This is a genomic window from Tenacibaculum adriaticum, assembly GCF_008124875.1.
Taxonomy (GTDB): domain Bacteria; phylum Bacteroidota; class Bacteroidia; order Flavobacteriales; family Flavobacteriaceae; genus Polaribacter; species Polaribacter adriaticus.
This window is the reverse complement of the sequence record NZ_VNIA01000002.1, coordinates 176,244-197,486: the sequence shown is the minus strand read 5'-3', so window position 1 is coordinate 197,486 and position 21,243 is coordinate 176,244. Positions and strand designations below refer to the sequence as shown.

At 29.8% G+C, this 21,243-nt stretch carries 21 protein-coding genes and 2 tRNA genes; 17 read left to right on the top strand and 6 right to left on the bottom strand.

Annotation, left to right across the window (positions count from 1 at the left end):
* Positions 1 to 234: 234 nt before the first annotated feature.
* Positions 235 to 741, bottom strand: coding sequence for a mechanosensitive ion channel domain-containing protein (locus C7447_RS06380; protein WP_148869683.1), 507 nt, complete (start codon positions 739 to 741; stop codon positions 235 to 237).
* A 233-nt stretch (positions 742 to 974) separates the two neighbouring features.
* Between C7447_RS06380 and C7447_RS06375 the strand changes: the two genes are divergently transcribed.
* Together C7447_RS06375 and C7447_RS06370 are read left to right on the top strand one after the other, a co-directional pair.
* A complete protein-coding gene (locus tag C7447_RS06375) occupies positions 975 to 1,298 on the top strand; it encodes a hypothetical protein (protein ID WP_148869682.1) in 324 nt (107 codons plus the stop codon).
* Positions 1,299 to 1,305: 7 nt separating this feature from the next.
* Positions 1,306 to 1,731: a TerB family tellurite resistance protein gene (locus C7447_RS06370; RefSeq protein WP_148869681.1), complete on the top strand. Its 426-nt coding sequence runs from the start codon at positions 1,306 to 1,308 to the stop codon at positions 1,729 to 1,731.
* Between the two features lie 37 nt (positions 1,732 to 1,768).
* Here the strand turns inward: C7447_RS06370 and C7447_RS06365 are convergent, their stop codons facing one another.
* Entirely contained in the window at positions 1,769 to 2,605 is an 837-nt protein-coding gene (locus C7447_RS06365; RefSeq protein ID WP_148869680.1) for a universal stress protein, read from the bottom strand.
* A gap of 59 nt (positions 2,606 to 2,664) precedes the next feature.
* Between C7447_RS06365 and C7447_RS06360 the strand changes: the two genes are divergently transcribed.
* Together C7447_RS06360 and corA are read left to right on the top strand one after the other, a co-directional pair.
* Positions 2,665 to 3,051: a hypothetical protein gene (locus C7447_RS06360; protein ID WP_148869679.1), complete on the top strand. Its 387-nt coding sequence runs from the start codon at positions 2,665 to 2,667 to the stop codon at positions 3,049 to 3,051.
* Positions 3,041 to 4,138 carry a magnesium/cobalt transporter CorA gene (gene corA, locus C7447_RS06355; protein ID WP_148869678.1) on the top strand — a complete coding sequence of 366 codons (1,098 nt, stop codon included), beginning with the start codon at positions 3,041 to 3,043 and terminating at the stop codon, positions 4,136 to 4,138. Before C7447_RS06360 ends, corA begins: the two co-directional genes overlap by 11 nt.
* A gap of 34 nt (positions 4,139 to 4,172) precedes the next feature.
* Here the strand turns inward: corA and C7447_RS06350 are convergent, their stop codons facing one another.
* Together C7447_RS06350 and ytxJ are read right to left on the bottom strand one after the other, a co-directional pair.
* Positions 4,173 to 5,729, bottom strand: a complete 1,557-nt coding sequence (locus C7447_RS06350) for a DEAD/DEAH box helicase (RefSeq protein ID WP_148869677.1) — start codon at positions 5,727 to 5,729, stop codon at positions 4,173 to 4,175.
* Between the two features lie 65 nt (positions 5,730 to 5,794).
* The gene (gene ytxJ, locus C7447_RS06345; RefSeq protein ID WP_148869676.1) at positions 5,795 to 6,199 is read right to left on the bottom strand and encodes a bacillithiol system redox-active protein YtxJ; all 405 of its coding nucleotides are present in this window, start codon (positions 6,197 to 6,199) and stop codon (positions 5,795 to 5,797) included.
* A gap of 160 nt (positions 6,200 to 6,359) precedes the next feature.
* On the opposite strand from ytxJ, the gene clpB reads away from it, so the two are divergent.
* The 7 genes from clpB (at position 6,360) to C7447_RS06310 (ending at position 13,323) form a co-directional block, all read left to right on the top strand.
* Positions 6,360 to 8,957 (top strand): ATP-dependent chaperone ClpB, encoded by a 2,598-nt coding sequence (gene clpB, locus C7447_RS06340; protein WP_148869675.1) that lies wholly within the window; start codon positions 6,360 to 6,362, stop codon positions 8,955 to 8,957.
* 97 nt (positions 8,958 to 9,054) lie between these two features.
* The gene (locus tag C7447_RS06335) at positions 9,055 to 9,561 is read left to right on the top strand and encodes a SixA phosphatase family protein (RefSeq protein ID WP_148869674.1); all 507 of its coding nucleotides are present in this window, start codon (positions 9,055 to 9,057) and stop codon (positions 9,559 to 9,561) included.
* Positions 9,562 to 9,738: 177 nt separating this feature from the next.
* Entirely contained in the window at positions 9,739 to 10,197 is a 459-nt protein-coding gene (smpB, locus tag C7447_RS06330) for an SsrA-binding protein SmpB (RefSeq protein ID WP_148869673.1), read from the top strand.
* Position 10,198: 1 nt separating this feature from the next.
* Positions 10,199 to 11,095 (top strand): UbiA prenyltransferase family protein, encoded by an 897-nt coding sequence (locus C7447_RS06325; RefSeq protein WP_148869672.1) that lies wholly within the window; start codon positions 10,199 to 10,201, stop codon positions 11,093 to 11,095.
* Positions 11,082 to 11,663, top strand: coding sequence for a Maf-like protein (locus tag C7447_RS06320; RefSeq protein WP_148869671.1), 582 nt, complete (start codon positions 11,082 to 11,084; stop codon positions 11,661 to 11,663). The genes C7447_RS06325 and C7447_RS06320 overlap by 14 nt, the downstream gene beginning before the upstream one ends.
* Before the next feature lie 51 nt (positions 11,664 to 11,714).
* Positions 11,715 to 12,665, top strand: a complete 951-nt coding sequence (locus C7447_RS06315; protein ID WP_148869670.1) for a transketolase family protein — start codon at positions 11,715 to 11,717, stop codon at positions 12,663 to 12,665.
* A 49-nt stretch (positions 12,666 to 12,714) separates the two neighbouring features.
* Entirely contained in the window at positions 12,715 to 13,323 is a 609-nt protein-coding gene (locus C7447_RS06310; RefSeq protein ID WP_148869669.1) for a porin family protein, read from the top strand.
* 300 nt (positions 13,324 to 13,623) lie between these two features.
* Here C7447_RS06310 and C7447_RS06305 read toward each other — a convergent pair whose 3' ends face one another.
* A complete protein-coding gene (locus tag C7447_RS06305) occupies positions 13,624 to 14,523 on the bottom strand; it encodes an FKBP-type peptidyl-prolyl cis-trans isomerase (RefSeq protein WP_148869668.1) in 900 nt (299 codons plus the stop codon).
* A 78-nt stretch (positions 14,524 to 14,601) separates the two neighbouring features.
* Between C7447_RS06305 and C7447_RS06300 the strand changes: the two genes are divergently transcribed.
* Together C7447_RS06300 and C7447_RS06295 are read left to right on the top strand one after the other, a co-directional pair.
* Complete coding sequence (locus C7447_RS06300) at positions 14,602 to 14,982, top strand: RNA-binding S4 domain-containing protein (RefSeq protein ID WP_148869667.1); 381 nt, start codon at positions 14,602 to 14,604, stop codon at positions 14,980 to 14,982.
* A gap of 9 nt (positions 14,983 to 14,991) precedes the next feature.
* Positions 14,992 to 15,495 carry a phosphoribosyltransferase domain-containing protein gene (locus C7447_RS06295; protein ID WP_148869666.1) on the top strand — a complete coding sequence of 168 codons (504 nt, stop codon included), beginning with the start codon at positions 14,992 to 14,994 and terminating at the stop codon, positions 15,493 to 15,495.
* On the opposite strand, the gene C7447_RS06290 is transcribed toward C7447_RS06295, so the two are convergent.
* Entirely contained in the window at positions 15,487 to 16,005 is a 519-nt protein-coding gene (locus C7447_RS06290; protein WP_148869665.1) for a shikimate kinase, read from the bottom strand. The two genes, C7447_RS06295 and C7447_RS06290, sit on opposite strands and share 9 nt — an antisense overlap.
* Positions 16,006 to 16,110: 105 nt before the next feature.
* On the opposite strand from C7447_RS06290, the gene C7447_RS06285 reads away from it, so the two are divergent.
* The 4 genes from C7447_RS06285 (at position 16,111) to purL (ending at position 20,990) form a co-directional block, all read left to right on the top strand.
* Positions 16,111 to 16,183, top strand: a tRNA-Lys gene (locus C7447_RS06285).
* A gap of 44 nt (positions 16,184 to 16,227) precedes the next feature.
* Positions 16,228 to 16,311: transfer RNA gene (locus tag C7447_RS06280), tRNA-Leu, on the top strand.
* Positions 16,312 to 16,414: 103 nt separating this feature from the next.
* Positions 16,415 to 17,209, top strand: coding sequence for a carboxypeptidase-like regulatory domain-containing protein (locus tag C7447_RS06275; protein WP_148869664.1), 795 nt, complete (start codon positions 16,415 to 16,417; stop codon positions 17,207 to 17,209).
* Between the two features lie 109 nt (positions 17,210 to 17,318).
* Positions 17,319 to 20,990 carry a phosphoribosylformylglycinamidine synthase gene (gene purL / locus C7447_RS06270; protein WP_148869663.1) on the top strand — a complete coding sequence of 1,224 codons (3,672 nt, stop codon included), beginning with the start codon at positions 17,319 to 17,321 and terminating at the stop codon, positions 20,988 to 20,990.
* Positions 20,991 to 21,243: the final 253 nt, after the last annotated feature.

The following is a 21,243-nucleotide window of genomic DNA, read 5'->3' as shown; positions in this document are numbered from 1 at the left end:
AGAATAAAAAAGATTAGAAAGGGAAGAAACCTTAATTTTTTCGTTGTGTTTCTTAAACACTAAATAATTTCCCATCTTCCTGCAAAAATTATTTACGAAATAAGTAAAACGAAACATTTAACTTACATAATAAGATGTGGTAAATGTAAACTATTTTTTAAAATAAATTATTTTTTATGTTTTTTTTTAATAAAAAAAATAAAGATACAAATATTTGATAAACAGATGTTTATTTTATTTTTCTTCTTTAATTAATTCAATCCCTTTATATAATATAACTGTATTAGGGATTGTAATGTCTCTATTTCCTTCAGAAACATGTAAAAGCACATAAAAACCTGTAATATTTTTTATTTTTCCTGTTAAGTCATAATCTTTATCAATAATTCTAATAGTGTCACCTATACGCATAGGATGATAAAAAAATAAAATGATACTAGCCGTTAAGTTAGACAGTATAGACCATTGTGCAAAAAAACCAACACCTAAAACAGCTAAAACAGAAGAAGCAAAAACAGCCACTTCTTCTAAATTAATACCCAATGTTATTGGCAAAGAAAACAGAAAAATAGTATAATAAATAAAGTAACTAATCTTTAATATTAATTTTCTTCTATGTGGCTCTATAGCATTTTTAATAATATACGACTTTGTTAGTTTTTTAGTTATATTAATTGCTATTATTAAACTTATCAATAAGTAAATAATAAAAGTGTATTTGTTTGTAAAAATACCTACCATTTTAATTTATTTTTACAGCAAATTTAATATTAAAAACTTTTAATTATTATTATTTTTTTTATTACATATTAAAAAAATATGTACTTTTATCCTAGTCAAATTAGTGCTTATGTAAAACATTTTTTTAATTCCACGGGTAAATCTATTAGGCATAGATTTACTAAAAGAAAATTGGACTTGTTGTGGTTAAAATCCAATAAAAATTTATTATTAATTTTTATACTATTAAAAAAATGAAAACAATTTTGCAATTATTTTTACTACTTACATTTGTTAGTTTTACAACAAAAAAAGAAACGATACAAAATGACCCTATAACTATTGAAGCAACTTTTGATGGTTTTGATGAAGATGGGTTCTCTTTCTCTTTTACTAATGATGACGATGAAAATGAAACTATTATTTTTGAAACAATTTCTAGTGATTTGTTAAAAAAATATGATCTAAAGTCAGATGAATTGATAGGAGAAGAATTTGAATTAACTTATAAAACACAAGCGCCTAATGATGAAGATAGCGACCCTACCTTTGTGTTAATGGCTATTAAAAAAATATAATTTTAAAATGAGTATTGTAGACTTATACGAATCTAGTAAACACAGAAATAATGTAGCCCACTTTTCGGCTATTGTTAGTATTGCAACTATAGACGGGCAAATAAATGAGAATGAGCAAAAGTTAATTGATAGGTTTGTAAAAAAACTTGACATTACTCCTGCTGAGTATGATGATATCATTAAAAATCCTAAAAAATATCCAATTGTACCTCAGAACATATCAGATAATAGATTAGAACGTCTTCTAGATTTGTTTAAAACAATTTATTCTGATCATAAAATTGATGAAACTGAAACAAAATTGATTTTAAGATATGCCATTCAATTAGGATATCCTGAAGAAACGGCAAAAACCCTAATAGCAAAATCTGTTAAATTATTTAGTGCTAATATAGATTTTGATGAGTATAAGTCTGTTTTAAACGTTTTATAACGCAAAAAGGCTGTGAAATCACAGCCTTTTTTTATTCTTATTCTTGTTCTGGTAAAATTAACAAAGGTATTTTACTGTGGAAAGCTGATTTTTTAATAACATTTTCTTCTATAAGCCTATTAAAAAAATTGTGCTTATGATTAATTAATACCAACAATTCACTTTCTATTTCTTCAATATGATTTTCTAAAGTTTTTGTTTCAGAATCTTGCCAATCTATTTTTTTATAATCAACATTCAGATCTTGAAATAATTCTCTTAATTTAACTTTATTCTTTCTTTGATTATCCGTAAAAAAATCTTCTACAGACAAATTAACTACTTCTATAGAACAACCTTTAATAATACTTAACTCAATTAACGTTTTTAACTCTTTTAAATTAAAGGGTCTTTTATAATTCGTTGAAAATACAATTTGATGTAAAGATTTGTATTTGTAATTAGTTGGTACCACAAGTATTGAGCATTCATTAATATGGTTAATCATATTTATAGTATTAGTTCCTATAAATGTTTCTACCAAACTATGAGCTCCTTTGGTTCCTGTTACAACTAAATCTATTTGTTTTTCTTTTATTGCTGATTTTATTGCATTTATTATAGATTCAGATTTAACAATCGCTGAAAAATTAAGGTTACTTTCTTTATTATTATTTAAAACTTCTATAAGATAATTTAATTCATCTTCAATAGAATCATCTATTTCATTAAACCATCTATCATTATATTCTGTATTTAAAATTTCTGAAGGTGTACTTATATATACTCCTAATACATATATATTAGCCCTATGGTTTTCGAACAGTTTTTTTGTGTAATTTAAAGCGTTTATTGCTGTTTCAGAAAAATCATATGGAATTAAAATGTTTTTCATAATCTAAACAGTTTTGTTTCTATCAAATTTAGTAAATTTAAATTCTTAATTTAAAAAAAATGACTGAGAAAAAATTTTCTAAACATTTTTACATCCACATAGCATATTTATTTTATTCACTAGCAATGGTAGACAAAAAAATAGAAATTGACGAGAAACGCAAAATCGTTGCTATTGTTGAAAGAAGTTGGCTAGAAACCATAGAAAACAAAGAGGTTATATATGAAACTCTTAGAAGTTTAATAAAAGAAAAAATTACATCTGAAGAAGCATTTCAAAAATTTAAAGCTTTTGTTATTGCTAACAAAGAATATTTTACTAACGACACCGCAAAAAAAATAATTAAAGCTTCGCATAGTATTTGTGAAGCTTTTGCAAGTAAAAATAAATCTGAATTAATATTACTTGCCAGAATTCATAAATTATTACAAACAAATGAAGCGTAAAAAACCGCAGATATTAAAAAAAGTCAGATTTATAACCAAACAACAGCAGCAAACTGCTGGACAGGCTCCTGGGAAACTTATTTTTATTGGTGAACAAAAACAACAAGAAGCTACTATTGAACTTATTGCTTATGATGAGAATAAATTTATTAAAACAAATCTATCATCTATAAAGGAGATAGAAAATTATAAAAATGAATATAAAAATATTTGGATTAATATAGATGGATTACATGATGTAAAACTGATTAACTCTATAGGTCTGTATTTTAATATTCATACTTTAATTTTAGAAGATATTGTGCATACAGGACAACGTCCTAGAGTAGATGTCGACGAAAATCATATTTTTACCATTATTAAAATGATGAGTTTAGATGTTAGTACACACATGCTAGATGCTGAACAAGTTTCCATGTATTTGACTAAAAATATTTTATTGACTTTTCAAGAAAAAGATGGAGATATTTTTGAGCCTGTTAGAGAAAGGATTAGTAAAAGCAATACCAGAGTTCGTAAACTAAGTCTAACTTATTTAAAATACAGTCTCTTAGATGCTATAGTTGATAATTATAACTTTTTAATGGAAATTTTTGGCGCTAAAGTTGAAGAGTTAGAAGATAAAATTTTATTGCAACCAAGTAAAGACACCTTACAAGAGATTAATTTAACAAAAATTGAGTTAAATTATTTTAGAAAGGCAATTAAACCAGCAAGAGAAGTTCTTTTCTCTTTTAAAGAGTTTAAAACCAATCTGATAGACAAAGAAGATCAATTATTTTTTAATGATTTAATTGATTTAATACAAAGAGCTAGTGACTCTGTAGATCATTATAAAAGCATGTTAAGTGAGCAACTAACAGTATATTCTACCAACGTTAATAATCGTTTAAATGACATTATGAAAATTCTTACTATTTTTTCTGCTGTTTTTATTCCAATAACTTTTATAGCTGGTATTTACGGTACCAACTTTAAACACATACCAGAGTTAGAATACCAAAATGGATATTATATAATGTGGGGAGTGATACTTCTCACAGCATTTTCAATGCTTGGATATTTTAAATACAAAAAGTGGTTTTAAAACCACTTTTTGTATTATTAATTTAAATTCTTTATTATTCTTCTATTGGTGGATGTCCAAAAATATCCTCAAATACTTCATCAAAGTTATTACGTATGTTAGAATTTAATTTTTTGCGATAATCATCTTGTAGCCAATCAATAAAGTTATGAGTAGATTTACAAATACATTTAGAATAACGATGAATTCTATCATCTATATCCCCACCCAGTTTTTTAGCTAAAATTAAAGCATCAAACATATCTTCACTATTTTCTACACACATTCTAGTATGATGCTCAATAGAACGTTCTAAAACTTTTTTTGAACTCTCCCCTGCTTGAATAGCACTAATATAAACTTTCTTTACATCAAAATAAAGATCGTCTTCTTTTGTATTGGCAAATTCACTTTTTACTTCTGGAGGTAATTCATATCTAAAATCATTTTCTATTTCTTCATCTGTTAATAGATTATCCAAATAGAAATTAGGCGCTCTAAACATGCGCTGCCAATCTAGATCAGCTCCCCAAGGTCCAAAACGATGAAAGTTGTTTCCTAAATCAATTACATTAAATTCTGATTTTCCTGACAAAATTCGAGATCCACGACCAATCATTTGGTAGTATAAGGTTAACGACTTTGTTGCTCTATTCAGAATAATAGATTCAACTGTTGGTTCATCAAAACCGGTCGTTAAAATACTTACCGAAGTAATAATTGCATTGGGTGTTTTCTTAAACCACTTTAAAATAAAATCACGTTCCTTTCTTGTATTGGTATTATCTAAATGCGCAATGGGGTATCCTGCTCTTTTAAAAGTATCAAAAACATGTAAGGAAGTATTAATTCCATTATTAAATATTAAAGTTTTAGTTCCTTTTGCACGCTCTTCATAAGATTGTAATAATTTAGAAAGCATATCTGAATTTGTATATAAATCTTCAGATGACTTTACAGTATAATCTCCGTTTGCTCCTACTTCTAACGAAGTTAAGCCAACGTTGTAAGAATAAATATTTGCTTTCGCTAAATACTCATTCTCTATTAATGTGTTAATACTTTCTCCTGTAATTAACTCATTATAATTGTCTTTCATTGGTAATTTCATATTAGAACTTAACGGTGTCGCCGTAACTCCTAAAATAAAAGACTTATTAAAAAACTTAAATAATTTAGTAAACGAATTATAGTGAGCCTCATCAATAATCACTAAACCAATATCAGAAATATCAAGCTTATCATCATTTAAACGATTATTAAGTGTTTCTACCATTGCGACGAAACAATCATAATCACCTTGATCATCTAAACTTGCTTTACTATTAATAATCTTATTATGAACTTCAAACTCGTTTAACATTTTATGAGTTTGCTTGCATAATTCTATACGATGAGTCATTATCAAAACCTTCTTTTGATAATGTTTTATATATTGGCGTGTAATTTCCGAAAATATAACAGTTTTACCACCTCCCGTAGGCAGTTGATATAGTAAGTGATAATCTTCTGGTGCATTTTCAAAACTTTTAAAAATTTTATGTAATGCTTCTTTTTGATAATCGTATAAATCCTTACCTACTTTGTTTTGTTTCGTGTTTACTGTACTCAAGTCTAATAATTTTGAAGATTACAAAAATACGACCTATTTAAACAAAACCCAGTAAAATTAACAGTTTATTTAATTATTTTTTGAAAATTAATTTGTGTTATGTCGTAATGTGAAGCATGTAAAATAGGATTTTCTTCTTTAATTAATAGAAATTGAGGAGATTGATGTAATACCTGAAAAGCAACTTCTATTTCATTAGAAACGTCTCTATAATTTAACAAATCTAAATAATACATTTTAATACTATTGTTTTCTGGAAAAACTTGTTGAAATCTGTCTAACACCGTCCTACTAATAACACAACGTGTTGAATGTTTAAAAATTCCTACTAAATTTGTTTTAGAAAGATTTTTAATCTCTTTAATTTGTTGAATGCTTGTTAATGGAATCCATTTAATTTTTGACTCTTCATGTTCTTTATTTTCTGAAGAGTTAGAAGTTTTTCCGAAGATGTTTTCAAATATTCCCATAGAATGTTTTTATAAATATGTCTTTTTTACATCATTAATCTTTAAAACAAGTCAAAAAGTCAGCAAAACAAAGCTTTTAAAGACAAAATGACGGTTTTAAAACAACAAAACAAAATGGTATCGATTTTGTCTTTCTGCTAACAAAAGAAATAAAATTATTATGAATTTAAACAATTTCACTATAAAATCACAAGAGACCATTCAGTTGGCGCAACAATTAGCGCAAAGCTATGGCCATAATCAAATAGAAAACGAGCATATTTTTAAAGCTTTATTTCAAGTAGATGAAAATATTCTTCCTTTTATTTTGAAGAAACTCAATATTAATATTGATATAGTTCAGCAAGTATTAGACAAGCAATTAGAAAGTTTTGCTAAAGTTTCTGGCGCTGAATTAATGCTCTCTCGAGAAGCAAGCAAAACAATTAATGAAGCATCAATCATCGCGAAAAAAATGAATGATGAATATGTCTCTATAGAACATTTAATTTTAGCGATTATTAAATCTAAAAGTTCTATAGGACAAGCTTTAAAAGATCAAGGCGCTTCAGAAAAGTTAGTAGAAAGTGCTATAAACGAATTACGTAAAGGAGAACGAGTTACTTCACAAAGTGCTGAAGAAACGTATAATTCACTAAATAAATACGCCAAAAACCTTAATCAATTAGCACAAGACGGTAAATTAGACCCGGTAATTGGTCGTGATGAAGAAATACGTAGATTATTACAAATCTTATCGCGTAGAACTAAAAACAACCCCCTTTTAGTAGGAGAACCAGGTACAGGTAAAACGGCGATTGCTGAAGGATTAGCACACAGAATCATCCGAGGAGATGTTCCAGAAAACCTAAAAGATAAAGTTATTTATTCGTTAGATATGGGCGCACTAATTGCTGGCGCTAAATACAAGGGAGAATTTGAAGAACGCTTAAAAGCGGTAATTAAAGAAGTTACTTCTTCTGATGGAAATATTGTTTTATTTATTGATGAAATTCATACGTTAGTCGGAGCTGGAGGCGGACAAGGTGCTATGGATGCTGCAAATATTTTAAAACCAGCGTTAGCACGTGGAGAATTGCGCGCAATTGGTGCAACTACTTTAGACGAGTACCAAAAATATTTTGAAAAGGATAAAGCTTTAGAACGACGTTTTCAAAAGGTTAATGTAGATGAGCCAGATACAGAAAGTGCTATTTCAATTCTTCGTGGTATTAAAGAAAAATACGAAGCACATCATAAAGTTCGTATTAAAGATGAAGCTATTATTGGAGCTGTAGAATTATCTCAACGCTACATTACAAATCGTTTTTTACCTGATAAAGCTATTGATTTAATGGATGAAGCTGCTGCTAAACTACGAATGGAAATCAATTCAAAACCAGAAGAATTAGATGTTCTAGATCGTAAAGTAATGCAATTAGAAATTGAAATTGAAGCAATTAAACGAGAAAACGACGAAGTAAAACTAAAGTCTTTAAACGCAGATTTAGCGAACTTAAAAGAAGAACGCAATGAAATCAATGCAAAATGGCAATCAGAAAAAAATATTGTAGATAGTATCCAGAATCTAAAAACAGATATAGAAAGTTACAAACTAGAAGCTGAAAAAGCAGAAAGAAATGGAGACTATGGTAAAGTTGCTGAGTTACGTTACGGTAAAATTAAAGATGCTCAAGAAGAATTAGAAAAACAACAAGAAGTTTTAGCAAATCAGAATGAAAACTCTTTAATAAAAGAGGAAGTTACCTATGATAATATAGCGGAAGTTGTTGCTAAATGGACGGGGATTCCTGTAACTAAAATGCTACAATCGGAACGCGAGAAATTATTAAAACTAGAAGATGAATTACACAAGCGTGTGGTTGGACAAGAAGAAGCTATTGAAGCAGTTTCTGATGCGGTTCGTCGTTCTCGCTCAGGATTACAAAACCCTAATAAACCGATTGGTTCTTTCTTATTCTTAGGAACAACAGGTGTTGGTAAAACCGAATTAGCAAAAGCACTTGCACAATATCTTTTTGACGATGAAAACGCCATGACTCGTATTGACATGAGTGAATACCAAGAACGTCATGCTGTTAGTAGATTAGTAGGTGCTCCTCCAGGATATGTAGGTTACGATGAAGGCGGACAATTAACGGAAGCCGTTCGTAGAAAACCCTATTCTGTTGTATTGTTAGACGAAATTGAAAAAGCACATCCAGATACTTTTAATATTTTATTACAAGTATTAGACGAAGGTCGATTAACCGACAATAAAGGTCGTATTGCTGATTTTAAGAATACAATCATTATTATGACCTCTAATATGGGAAGCCATATTATTCAAGAGAAATTTGAAAATATGAAAGGTGATATTGATACCACAATGGAGTTAGCTAAAACAGAGGTTCTCGGTTTATTAAAACAAACTGTTAGACCTGAATTTTTAAACCGTATTGATGATATTATAATGTTTACACCACTATCTGAAGATAATATCAAACAAATTGTTCAATTACAATTAAACGGAGTTAAAAAAATGTTGATAGAACAAAACATTACTTTAGACGCTACAGATGAAGCGATAGATTACTTAGCTAAGAAAGGTTATCAACCTGAATTTGGAGCACGACCTGTAAAAAGGGTAATTCAAAAAGAAGTAATGAATTTACTATCAAAAGAAATTTTAGGAGGTAAAATAACATCAAATAGTATAGTTTTACTGGATGAATTTGATGGTAATTTAGTATTTAGAAATCCTTCTAATTTAACATAAAGTAATAATTAGTTTAGTAGATAAAATTAAATAAAAAACGATGCATATATGCATCGTTTTTTATTTTTATTATATTTGCCCTCAAAATATTTTTTTTATGAAGAATTATCTAATCATTTTCGTTTTACTATTTAGTTCATTTTCAGGTTTTTCTCAAGAAGAAGGAGAAGAGGTTACTACCTATTATTTAATCCGTCATGCAGAAAAAGATGATTCTGATGCAACCAATACAAATCCAGATTTAAACCAAACAGGTCTTGATCGTGCTAAAAACTGGGCAAAAGTTTTTGCTCCAGTAAACTTAGATGCTGTCTATTCAACAGATTTTAGAAGAACAAAGCAAACTGCAAAACCAACAGCCGACAGTAAAAAATTACCTACCTACGCGTTTGATACGACTAGAATGTACGATTCTGGTTTTAAATATAACACTTCTGGAAAATCGGTTTTAATTGTTGGTCACAGCGATACAACCCCTCAATTAGCTAATATAATGTTGGGGGAAGAAAAATACCCTACAATAGAAGAGAATAATAGTGGAAATTTATATATAGTAACAGTAACTAAAAATAAAACAACATGCGTGTTGTTAAAAATAGATTAAGGTTATAAATCTTACATTCATCATAAAAAGAACATCAAATACTTGATGTTCTTTTTTTTTTTAGAAAAATTCGTTTTATTAAATAAAAATAATACACTACAAGAGTTATTAAACTTTAAACTGATACTTCAAATCCAAAAAATGTATCTTTGCAGTCTGATTTTTTAGTGAAGATTTATGCAGAAAAACATTAATATCCAAAATAAAAAAGCTCGTTTTGAATACGAGATTATAGAAAAATACACAGCAGGTATTCAGCTTACAGGCACCGAAATCAAATCAATTCGTCAAAGTAAAGCACGTATTACAGAGAGTTTTTGTGAGTTTAACGACCGAGGAGAACTCTTTGTTGTGAATATGTATATTGAAGAATATGCTTTTGGCAATCATTACAATCACAAACCAAAAAGTGAGCGCCGTTTACTTCTTAACAAACGTGAACTAAAAAAATTAGAACGTGAAGTTGAAGCTAAAGGAAATACAATAATTCCTTTACGTTTGTTTATTAACGAAAATGGATTTGCAAAATTAGAAATAGCATTAGCTACTGGTAAAAAAATTCATGATAAAAGAGAAACAATAAAAGATCGTGACACCAAACGTGACTTAGCTCGTATAAAAAAGGATTTTAAATAACATGCTTATTGATATTAACAAAATTATTAATTGGAAAGATTTAATTTCTATCGCGTTAATTCAATTCTTTGTAAAATGCTTTTTTTTAAGAGGTTTTGGTTTCGAAACCTCATTAACTTGTGGTAACTTTTTTCTGTTAGTTCTTTCTACTCTTCTAATTGTTTTAGGAAGTTTTTTTATAACTTTTTACTTCATAAAAAAAAATAGTTTAAAAGTAATTACTAAAAAACAACTTTTTTTTTGGTACTCTATTCTCTCTTTATTAGGAATAACAGCAGGAACTTATATTTCTTTTGAAATTGAGAAACCTAGTTATTCATTTATTTTTGTTTTTCTTAGTCTATCCACATTATTTTATGCGATGGATTCAACAAGAAAAACACTTATGAATAATATTATTCCTTCTTTTTTAAAATCTAGTTCTATTGTTTTAGTTTGGTGGATTGACTCACCTGTTTCCTTAAGCTCTGCAGAATGGGAAATTTTTTTAAATCTTGAGTTAATTATAATCTACTATATAGCAGTTTCTTTTGCAGGAAATTTTATTAAAAGTATTGTTGTAGATTTAAAGAATATTAAAGTAGATAATTATAATAATCAGGAAACTTTACCTATTGTCTTTGGGGAAGAAAAAGCTAAAACAATAATTTTAAGAATTTCTTTAGTTATTATATTAACTACCACTATGATGATGTTTTACTTCATTAACAATATATACATCTCTATAATTATTTTACTTCTCATATGTATTCCTCAAATTTATTGCTTTTTAAAACTAAAAAAAGCAAAAACTAAAAAAGATTATAAATATTTAATTAAAGGAATAGATTTTATTTTATTTCTAGGAATATTATCAATGCCTTTAATCTCTTATTACATAAAACATGTTATCCTCTAAACTTACTAATTACCATCTTATTTTAGCTTCAGGTTCACCTAGAAGACAACAATTCTTCAAAGAATTAGATATCGATTTTGAAATTCGACTAAAAGAAGTTGATGAAGTATATCCAAAACAATTAAAAGCTTCAGAAATAACAGATTTCCTCGCGGATTTAAAATCGAAACCTTTTAACAACGAATTGACAGATAAGGATATATTAATCACCTCCGATACCATAGTTTGGTTCGAAAATGAAGCATTGGGTAAACCTAAAAATTATCAAGAAGCATTTGAAACGCTACGAAGATTATCAGGTAAAGTGCACGAAGTTATTACTTCGGTAAGTATTAAAAGTAAGAGTTTTCAAAAAATTATAAACGATACAACTACAGTAGCTTTTAAAGAATTATCGGACGATGAAATTAAATATTATATCGAAAAATACAAACCATATGATAAAGCTGGCGCTTATGGAATTCAAGAATGGATTGGAAGAATTGGTATCAAAAAAATAGAAGGAAGCTACTTTAATGTTATGGGCTTACCTGTTCATAAATTATATAAAGAATTGATGAATTTATAACCCTACATCTTATTGAAAAGTTTATTTTTGGTCAGATTTTACAACACAACAATGAAAAAATACACATACACAGAAAAAAAAGACACCCGCTCTGGTTTTGGAGACGGATTAACAGAATTAGGAAAAACAAATCCTAACGTAGTAGCGCTTTGTGCTGATTTAACAGGTTCATTAAAAATGAATGAGTTTGAAAAAAATCATCCAGAACGTTTCTTTCAAGTAGGAATTGCCGAAGCTAACATGATGGGAATTGCTGCAGGTTTAACTATTGGAGGTAAAATTCCTTTTACTGGTACTTTTGCTAACTTTTCTACAGGAAGAGTTTATGATCAAATTCGTCAATCAATTGCCTATTCAGATAAAAACGTAAAAATATGTGCCTCTCACGCAGGTTTAACTTTAGGTGAAGATGGTGCAACTCATCAAATTTTAGAAGATATTGGTTTGATGAAAATGTTACCTGGCATGACTGTAATTAATACTTGTGATTATAATCAAACTAAAGAAGCTACAATTGCTATTGCTGAGCATGAAGGTCCTGTTTATTTACGTTTCGGACGCCCTTCTATTCCTGTATTTATGCCGAAAGGTGAATTCAAAGTAGGAAAAGCTATCCAATTAACTGAAGGTACAGATGTAACTATTGTTGCTACAGGTCATTTAGTTTGGGAATCTTTACAAGCAGCAGAGCAATTAGAAGCACAAGGTATTTCTGCAGAAGTAATTAATATACACACCATTAAACCTTTAGATGAAGAAGCAATTTTAAAATCGGTTGCTAAAACAGGTTGTATTGTTACTGCCGAAGAGCACAATAAATTTGGAGGATTAGGTGAAAGTATAGCGCGTTGTTTAGCAGAGAACTCTCCTACTCCACAAGAATTTGTAGCGGTTAATGATACTTTTGGCGAATCTGCAACACCTGCGGAATTAATGAAAAAATATAAAATTAACGACGAGGCAGTTATAGAAGCTGTAAAGAAAGTTTTAAAAAGAAAATAAACGGTATTAAAAATCGTTTTGTTATTAAATATAATTAAAATTTAAAATTATGAAAAAACTAATTTTAGCATTATGCTTAGTAATTGGTGCAAGTCAATTATCTCAAGCACAAATTGATTTTGGTATTAAAGCTGGTTTAAACTACAACTCAGATTCTTTTAAAGATGTTAGTGATGATATCATTAATGGAAAAGCAGAAAGTAAAACAGGATATCATGCTGGTATCTGGTTGCGTGCTAAATTACCTATTATTGGTTGGTATGTACGTCCTGAATTAGTATATACTGCTTTAAAAAGTGAAATTACTTTGAATGATGGAGTAAATACTAAAGCATCGTATGACTTTCAAAAAATTGATATTCCTGTTCTTTTAGGAAAAAAGTTTTTAGGAGTTGCCTATGTTCATGCTGGACCTTCTTTTCAATATATTATTGATGGAGATTTAGATTTTGAAGAAGTTGCTAAAACAAATGCAGATGGCTTCACGGTTGGTATTCAATTAGGAGCTGGTGTTGAATTAGGAAAAATAGGTTTAGATATCCGTTGGGAAAGAGGTTTTTCTGATACCGAATCTGAAATTGTTAGTAATGCGTCTGATAAATTAAAGTTTGATACTCGTGTAAATCAGATTATTGTGGGGCTATCTTATAAATTCTAAAATTCAATATTTACATAAACAAAAAGACCAGCAGATTGCTGGTCTTTTTGTTGGTACATTATTAATTAAGACTATCTCCATTGTATATACACCCCTTAAAATACTGATAAGCAATCAAAAATCAATGTATTTATCAGTATAAACAATACTATTATTAATTGTAACATCGAAATCTCCATCAAGTAATATCAACGATAATATTCTATATTATAAGGTTTTTAACCTTTTAACAAAGTATTTATAAAACAAAAAAGTCTAGCAAATTGCTAGACTTTTTTGTTTTAGTTAATCTTTTTGAAATTATCTAATATTAATATTTAAATAATCTGGTATTGTTGGATTGTTTGGGTCGTTAAAATCATCTCTAGGATTCCCGTTACCATTAGCGTCTTCATTTTTAGTCAATACTCCATCACCATCATCATCTGTATCGAATAAATTAGCAAGCCCGTCTCCATCTGTATCATCATTCCATGGCTTTCCATCTCCATCAATATCCTCAAATATTGAAGCTACACCATCTTGATCTATATCTGTTTCTGGAACAAAATCAAATAAATCTATGTAAAAAAGTAATGGTTCATTTGATAAGATTGGATAACTTCCCGTATTACCATAAGCCAACCCAGAAGGAATAAATAACACACCTTTCCCTCCATTATCGTAAGTAATTGGCCCATTATCTGTTACATTTTCCCCTCCTTTAAAATGAGAAAAACCATATGACCAACCTTTAATAACTCCACTTAAAGTCCACCAAACGTATTCATTATTATCAAAAGACACACTCAAACTATCAGTATTTACAATACGCTGTCCATAATAACTAACATAAACTGAATCAACTACTGAAGGGTTTTCTTTACCTGGTTCTGGTGTAGGAACAGGATCTCCATATCTCACCACATAATAATATAATTTATAATCAATGTCAATATCATTAATTGTTTCAGTGATTTCTTCTGTCATTAGTTTTGCATCATCGAAAAGTGGAGTTTTTCCTACTATTAAAGGCTTTACTGAATCTAAATCTACATCATAATAATGTTTTTTCAAGAAACTAACTAAAGAATCATTATCTTTTAAAGCTTGCGCAGCATGATCAAAATTGTCAATGCTCGATCCATTATCATCTCCTCCACATGCATATACTAATATAGATAGAATACTAACTAATAAAAAGTGTCTAAATTTTATCATTAAGTTTGAAATTTTAGCGCGCAAGTTACCATTTTTATACCTTTGTAAAAAGAGAAACGATGAAATTTAACTTTTTGTATGAGAATTGACAAATATTTATGGTGCGTACGTCTATTTAAAACTAGAAGCATCGCTACCGAAGCCTGTAAAAAAGGACATATTAAAATAGACGGCAGCAATTTAAAACCTTCAAAAGAAATATTTGGTAACGAAGAAATTACTATTCGAAAAAATCAAATAAACTATAAAATTAAAGTATTAGACATCCCTCTTAATCGTGTTGGTGCAAAATTAGTAGATCTATATCGTAAGGACTTAACTCCTAAAGAAGAATTTGAAAAAACAGAATTACTAAAATTTGCTAAAGATTATTACAGAAAAAAAGGTACAGGAAGACCCACAAAAAAAGATCGTCGAGATATTGATGATTATAGTGAAAATCCGAAAGAAGATAATTAAATTTGTTTTATGACAGCTAGCAACAATATTATATTAAATAATACCGAAATTGAACAAAAAATTCGAAGAATTGCTTATCAAATCTATGAGAGTAATCATAAAGAAAAGGAAGTTATAATAGCAGGTATTGCTGAAAACGGATATATTTTCGCAGAAAAATTAGCTGTGGCTGTATCCAAAATTTCTGATGTGCAAGTAAAATTGTGTAAAGTTACAATTGATAAGAAAAATCCTTTAAAAGAAGTACACACTTCGCTTTCTTCTCAAGAATACAAAAATAAATCATTAATTCTAGTTGATGATGTACTTAATTCTGGAACCACATTAATTTATGGTATTAAACATTTCTTAGAGGTTCCATTAAAAAGATTTAAAACAGCTGTTCTTGTCAATAGAAATCATAAAAAATATCCTGTTAAAGCCGATTTTAAAGGAATTTCCCTTTCAACATCTATTAAAGAACATGTCGTTGTTGAATTTAACAAAAACGAAACAATTGCGTACTTAATGTAGCAGAATACGTATTTCAGTAACTGTTTCCTTTATATCTTTATCGTCAATTCTAACTGTATAATCAGCTTGTTCATAAAAATAACTACGCTCAAATAAATGCTTTGCAATAAACTCTTTCATTTCTTCTTCTGACAAATTTGCTACCAACGGGCGTTTTTCTTTTTGATTGACTAATCTATCTATTAATGTTATAATATCAGCCTTCAAATAAATTGATTTAGCATCCTTTGATGTCTTAATTAGATCCATATTTCCTGCATAACAAGGCGTTCCTCCTCCTAGCGACAAAACAAAATCTTCTTCATTTTCAAGCAATTCTTTTAAATATTTATGTTCTTGTAATCTAAAATAGATTTCTCCTTCATCTTTAAATATTTCTGATATTGTTTTATTTTCTTGTTCTTCTATATAAGAATCCAAATCGATAAAAGGAACATAATTTCTTGAAGCTAAACGTTTTCCTATAGTCGATTTACCACTTGCCATATACCCTAGTAAAATAACTTTCATTTATAAAAATTGAATGAATGCAAATATCTATAAAAAAATGTAAAAAAAATTTTCTTATTCTAAAGAACAGATGTATATTTGCACTCGCTTTTACAAAGAAGCAATGACCTGGTAGCTCAGTTGGTAGAGCATCTCCCTTTTAAGGAGAGGGTCCTGGGTTCGAGCCCCAGCCCGGTCACTAAAAAGTTAAGCAATGGCTTAACTTTTTTTATTTACGCACGCGCACGTATGGCGGAACTGGTAGACGCGCAGGCTTGAGGGGCTTGTGTCCGTAAGGACGTGCAAGTTCGATTCTTGTTACGTGCACTTAAACACTTCTAAAATCAGAAGTGTTTTTTATGAAATAGATTTTCTTTCTTTTTTGCAAATTCTTAACTGTTACACAATCATTTATTCTTATTATTGCATTATGCAAAAACATTATTATTTAATTTTACTTTTTCTTATCAGCAGCCTTAGTTTTTCACAAGATGGAAAGCTTAAAGGGCAAGTTATACATTCTGAAGAAAAAACAGCTCTAAGTGCAGCGCATATTTTAAACCTTAACTCTGTCGTAGGTACTATTACAAACGATAAAGGTTTTTTTGAACTAACTGCACAAGCTAATGATACTGTTTTAGTTTCGTTTGTTGGTTTTGAATCAATTAAATTAAAAGTTACCAACGATTTACTAAAAGGAAACGAATTGGTTATAGAACTAAATGAAAAGCCAGAAGAGGTTAAAGAGGTTGTTATTAAATCCACTCAATTAATTGGTGTCTTAGAAGTAGATGTTAAACAAGTTCCTAAAGATAAATTCACCCGTATCCATATAAATGGACTTCCTCAGACTTATGAGGTTGGTCGCCCTCAAAAAATATCTTCTCCTGTAGCTAAACTAATGAACCCTGTTGATTTGGTTTATAATCTCTTCGGAAAAAAACCAAAGCAGCTTAAAAAGTTACAAAAACTTAAAAAAGAAGATGATTTACGTAAAATGTTAGCTGGCAAATTTGATCGTGAAGTTATGATGGAATATCTTGAAATGGATAAACAACAACTTACTGAATTACTTTCAGATTGTAATTATTCGGAATATTTTATAAAAAAAGCGAGTGATTTACAAATGATTGAAGCCGTATTAAACTGCTACGAAAACTATAAAGCCTTAAAAAAAGGAAAAATAGAACGAGATAGACTGCCTGAAAAAATAAAACAAGAATAACTGTTTTTAAATATAAAAAACTCGCAAAATTTTGCGAGTTTTTTTATACAACTAATTCAAGTAAAAGGGTAAATTTGCTACTTAACAACAACACACAAATTAAAACACAATGATTCATTTCTTTGGAAACGTAAATAGCAAAGTTTTTGCTGTTCAAACAACAAAAGAATTATCTACAGAAACAATTTCTAAACTAACTTGGTTATTCGGTAATCAACCAATAATAAATGCAGCGTCTATCGACGCTTTTTTTGTTGGTCCGCGAAAAGCAATGATTACTCCTTGGAGTACGAATGCAATGGAAATCACCCAAAATATGGGAATCGAAGATATCATTAGGATTGAAGAATTTGAAGCTGTGAAAGCTGATTTTTCTAATTTCGACCCTATGGTTTCTGAGAAATTTAATGGACTTAATCAAGAGTTATTCACCATTAACATTACTCCAGAACCAATTTTAGAAATTGAAAATATTGCCATTTATAATGAACAAGAAGGTTTAGCTTTAAGCAGTGAAGAAGTTGAATATTTAGAGAATGTCTCTAAAAAAATCGGTAGAAAGCTAACCGATTCAGAAGTTTTCGGATTTTCGCAAGTAAATTCAGAACACTGTCGTCATAAAATATTTAATGGAACTTTTGTTATTGATGGTGAAGAGCAACCTACTTCCCTATTCAAAATGATCAAGGAAACATCAAAACAACATCCAAATGATATTGTTTCTGCCTATAAAGACAATGTTGCGTTTATCAAAGGCCCTAAAGTGGAGCAATTTGCTCCAAAATCTGCTGACAAACCCGATTTTTACGAAACCAAAGAGTTTGAGTCTGTAATTTCATTAAAAGCAGAAACTCACAACTTTCCTACTACAGTTGAACCTTTTAACGGTGCTGCTACAGGATCTGGAGGTGAAATTCGTGATCGTTTAGCCGGAGGAAAAGGTTCTTTACCTTTAGCGGGTACTGCTGTGTATATGACTTCATATTCTCGTTTAGAAGAAAAACGTCCTTGGGAACAAACTATGGATGAGCGTAAATGGTTGTATCAAACTCCAATGGATATTTTAATTAAAGCATCTAACGGAGCTTCTGACTTTGGAAATAAATTTGGACAACCTTTAATTTGTGGTTCTGTATTAACCTTCGAACATGAAGAAAACGCTCGTAAACTTGGCTTCGATAAAGTGATTATGCAAGCAGGTGGAATTGGGTATGGAAAAGCTGATCAAGCTATAAAAGATACGCCTAAAGAAGGAGATAAAATTGTAATTCTTGGTGGGGAAAATTATCGAATTGGTATGGGGGGAGCTGCCGTTTCTTCTGCTGACACAGGTGAATTTTCAACAGGAATCGAGCTAAATGCTGTGCAACGTTCTAATCCGGAAATGCAAAAACGTGCTGCGAATGCTGTTCGTGGAATGGTAGAAAGTGATGAAAACTACATTGTTTCAATTCACGATCATGGTGCTGGTGGACACTTAAATTGTTTATCTGAATTAGTTGAGGATACCGGAGGAAAAATTGATTTAGATAAGCTTCCAGTTGGTGATCCCACTTTGTCTGACAAAGAAATCATTGGTAATGAATCTCAAGAACGCATGGGATTAGTAATTGCCGAAAAACATATAGATACGCTTACTAGAATAGCTGAGCGTGAGCGTTCACCAATGTATACTGTTGGTGATGTTACTGGAGACCATCGTTTTACTTTCGAATCTAAAACCAAAGGGAATAAACCAATGGATTTAGCTTTAGAAGATATGTTTGGTAGCTCTCCTAAAACTATTATGACAGATAAAACTGTTGATAGAAATTACGACGAGTTAAGCTATTCTAAAGAAAACTTTACAACGTATTTAGAACAAGTTCTGCAATTAGAAGCTGTTGCTTGTAAGGATTGGTTGACTAATAAAGTTGACCGTTGTGTTGGGGGTAAAGTTGCTAAACAACAATGTGTTGGTCCGCTACAAATTCCATTGAACAACGTTGGAGTTATGGCTTTAGATTATAAAGGAAAAGAAGGTATTGCAACTTCTATTGGCCACTCTCCTATTTCTGGATTAATTAATCCGGTAGCAGGAAGTAAAAATTCAATTGCTGAAGCATTAACCAATATTGTTTGGGCTCCTTTAAAAGATGGATTACAATCCGTTTCATTATCAGCGAACTGGATGTGGCCTTGTAAAAACGAAGGTGAAGATGCTCGTTTATACAAAGCGGTAAAAGCTGTTTCAGAATTTGCTATTGATTTAGGTATTAACGTTCCGACAGGTAAAGACTCTTTATCTATGAAACAAAAATATCCTAATGAAGAAGTTATTTCTCCGGGAACCGTAGTTATTTCTGCTGCTGCAAATTGTAACGATATTACTAAAGTTGTTGAGCCTGTTTTTAAAGCTAACAAAGGAAATATATACTATATCAACGCTTCTCAAGATGAATTTAATTTAGGAGGAAGTTCATTCTCACAAATTTTAAATAAAATTGGAAGCAATGCTCCTTCTGTAATTGATGCAAAACAATTCAAAACTATTTTTAACACGTTGCAACAGTTAATTAAAGAAGATAAAATTGTTGCAGGGCATGATGTGGCTTCCGGTGGTTTAATAACCACATTGTTAGAGTTGTGTTTTGCTCATGTAAATATCGGAGCAAACCTTGATCTATCAGTTTTAAATGAATCTGACAGTATTAAATTATTATTTGCTGAAAACGCAGGTATTGTATTCCAATCTTTTGATGATTCTGTAGAAAAAATACTTTCTGAAAATAATATTGAATTCTTCAATATTGGTTCTGTAACAGAATCTGATCGATTAAATATTAAAAATAGTAGCGATGTTTTTGCTTTATCAGTTTTTGAATTGAGAGATACTTGGTACAAAACATCGTATTTATTAGATCAAAAACAAACCGCCAATAATTTAGCTGAAGATCGTTATAACAACTATAAAAATCAACCTTTACAATACACCTTCCCTACTCATTTTACTGGAAAATTGTCTGATACTGTTGGTAAAGTTACAAACAGACCAAAGGCAGCTATTATTCGTGAAAAGGGTTCTAACTCGGAACGTGAAATGGCCAATGCTATGTATTTAGCTGGTTTTGATGTAAAAGATGTTCACATGACCGATTTGATTTCTGGTCGTGAAACTTTAGAAGATATTCAATTTATTGGAGCCGTTGGCGGATTCTCTAATTCTGATGTTTTAGGGTCTGCTAAAGGTTGGGCTGGAGCATTTTTATATAACGAAAAAGCAAATACAGCATTAAAGAAATTTTTTGAACGTGAAGACACACTATCTGTTGGAATTTGTAATGGTGCACAATTATGGATGGAATTAGATTTAATCAACCCAGATCATGATGTGCACGGTAAATTAATTCACAACGATTCTAAAAAACACGAAAGTTCGTTTACTTCTGTAAAAATTCAAGAAAATAACTCAGTAATGTTATCAAGTTTAGCTGGAAGTACATTGGGTGTATGGATTTCTCACGGTGAAGGTAAATTCAATTTACCACTTTCAGAAGATAATTATGATATTGTGGCTAAGTATGGATATCCAGAATATCCTTCAAACCCGAACGGATCTGATTTTAACACTGCAATGATGTGTGATACATCTGGTCGTCATTTAGTTACTATGCCACATATTGAACGTTCAACTTTTCAATGGAATTGGGCGAATTATATTGACGGACGAAAAGATGAAGTTTCTCCTTGGTTAGAAGCATTTGTTAACGCTCGTAAATGGATAGACAATAAAAACAAATAAGAAATACACCTTTCTGTTATTAAGCACTCGTTTTTCGGGTGTTTTTTTTATAAGCTAATTTTTAGTTTACAATTGTAAACTATATAATTGATTTACAATTAGCTATCAATAAAGTCATATAACTGATGATAGTCAACACTTTATTATGTCTATATAGCTTTTAAGTCAATTAAATTAGCTATTGAATCTGTTATTTATAGATTAAAAATAATATTTACAAATGTATTTAGTAGTAACTTTTGTAAATTTATTC

Excerpts from the sequence above, each read along its gene's own strand:
- C7447_RS06380 (WP_148869683.1), bottom strand. The coding sequence starts at position 741 with ATGGTAGGTATTTTTACAAACAAATACACTTTTATTATTTACTTATTG.
- C7447_RS06375 (WP_148869682.1), top strand. The coding sequence starts at position 975 with ATGAAAACAATTTTGCAATTATTTTTACTACTTACATTTGTTAGTTTT.
- C7447_RS06370 (WP_148869681.1), top strand. The coding sequence starts at position 1,306 with ATGAGTATTGTAGACTTATACGAATCTAGTAAACACAGAAATAATGTA.
- C7447_RS06365 (WP_148869680.1), bottom strand. The coding sequence starts at position 2,605 with ATGAAAAACATTTTAATTCCATATGATTTTTCTGAAACAGCAATAAAC.
- C7447_RS06360 (WP_148869679.1), top strand. The coding sequence starts at position 2,665 with ATGACTGAGAAAAAATTTTCTAAACATTTTTACATCCACATAGCATAT.
- corA (WP_148869678.1), top strand. The coding sequence starts at position 3,041 with ATGAAGCGTAAAAAACCGCAGATATTAAAAAAAGTCAGATTTATAACC.
- ytxJ (WP_148869676.1), bottom strand. The coding sequence starts at position 6,199 with ATGGGAATATTTGAAAACATCTTCGGAAAAACTTCTAACTCTTCAGAA.
- clpB (WP_148869675.1), top strand. The coding sequence starts at position 6,360 with ATGAATTTAAACAATTTCACTATAAAATCACAAGAGACCATTCAGTTG.
- C7447_RS06335 (WP_148869674.1), top strand. The coding sequence starts at position 9,055 with ATGAAGAATTATCTAATCATTTTCGTTTTACTATTTAGTTCATTTTCA.
- smpB (WP_148869673.1), top strand. The coding sequence starts at position 9,739 with ATGCAGAAAAACATTAATATCCAAAATAAAAAAGCTCGTTTTGAATAC.
- C7447_RS06325 (WP_148869672.1), top strand. The coding sequence starts at position 10,199 with ATGCTTATTGATATTAACAAAATTATTAATTGGAAAGATTTAATTTCT.
- C7447_RS06320 (WP_148869671.1), top strand. The coding sequence starts at position 11,082 with ATGTTATCCTCTAAACTTACTAATTACCATCTTATTTTAGCTTCAGGT.
- C7447_RS06315 (WP_148869670.1), top strand. The coding sequence starts at position 11,715 with ATGAAAAAATACACATACACAGAAAAAAAAGACACCCGCTCTGGTTTT.
- C7447_RS06310 (WP_148869669.1), top strand. The coding sequence starts at position 12,715 with ATGAAAAAACTAATTTTAGCATTATGCTTAGTAATTGGTGCAAGTCAA.
- C7447_RS06305 (WP_148869668.1), bottom strand. The coding sequence starts at position 14,523 with ATGATAAAATTTAGACACTTTTTATTAGTTAGTATTCTATCTATATTA.
- C7447_RS06300 (WP_148869667.1), top strand. The coding sequence starts at position 14,602 with ATGAGAATTGACAAATATTTATGGTGCGTACGTCTATTTAAAACTAGA.
- C7447_RS06295 (WP_148869666.1), top strand. The coding sequence starts at position 14,992 with ATGACAGCTAGCAACAATATTATATTAAATAATACCGAAATTGAACAA.
- C7447_RS06290 (WP_148869665.1), bottom strand. The coding sequence starts at position 16,005 with ATGAAAGTTATTTTACTAGGGTATATGGCAAGTGGTAAATCGACTATA.
- C7447_RS06275 (WP_148869664.1), top strand. The coding sequence starts at position 16,415 with ATGCAAAAACATTATTATTTAATTTTACTTTTTCTTATCAGCAGCCTT.
- purL (WP_148869663.1), top strand. The coding sequence starts at position 17,319 with ATGATTCATTTCTTTGGAAACGTAAATAGCAAAGTTTTTGCTGTTCAA.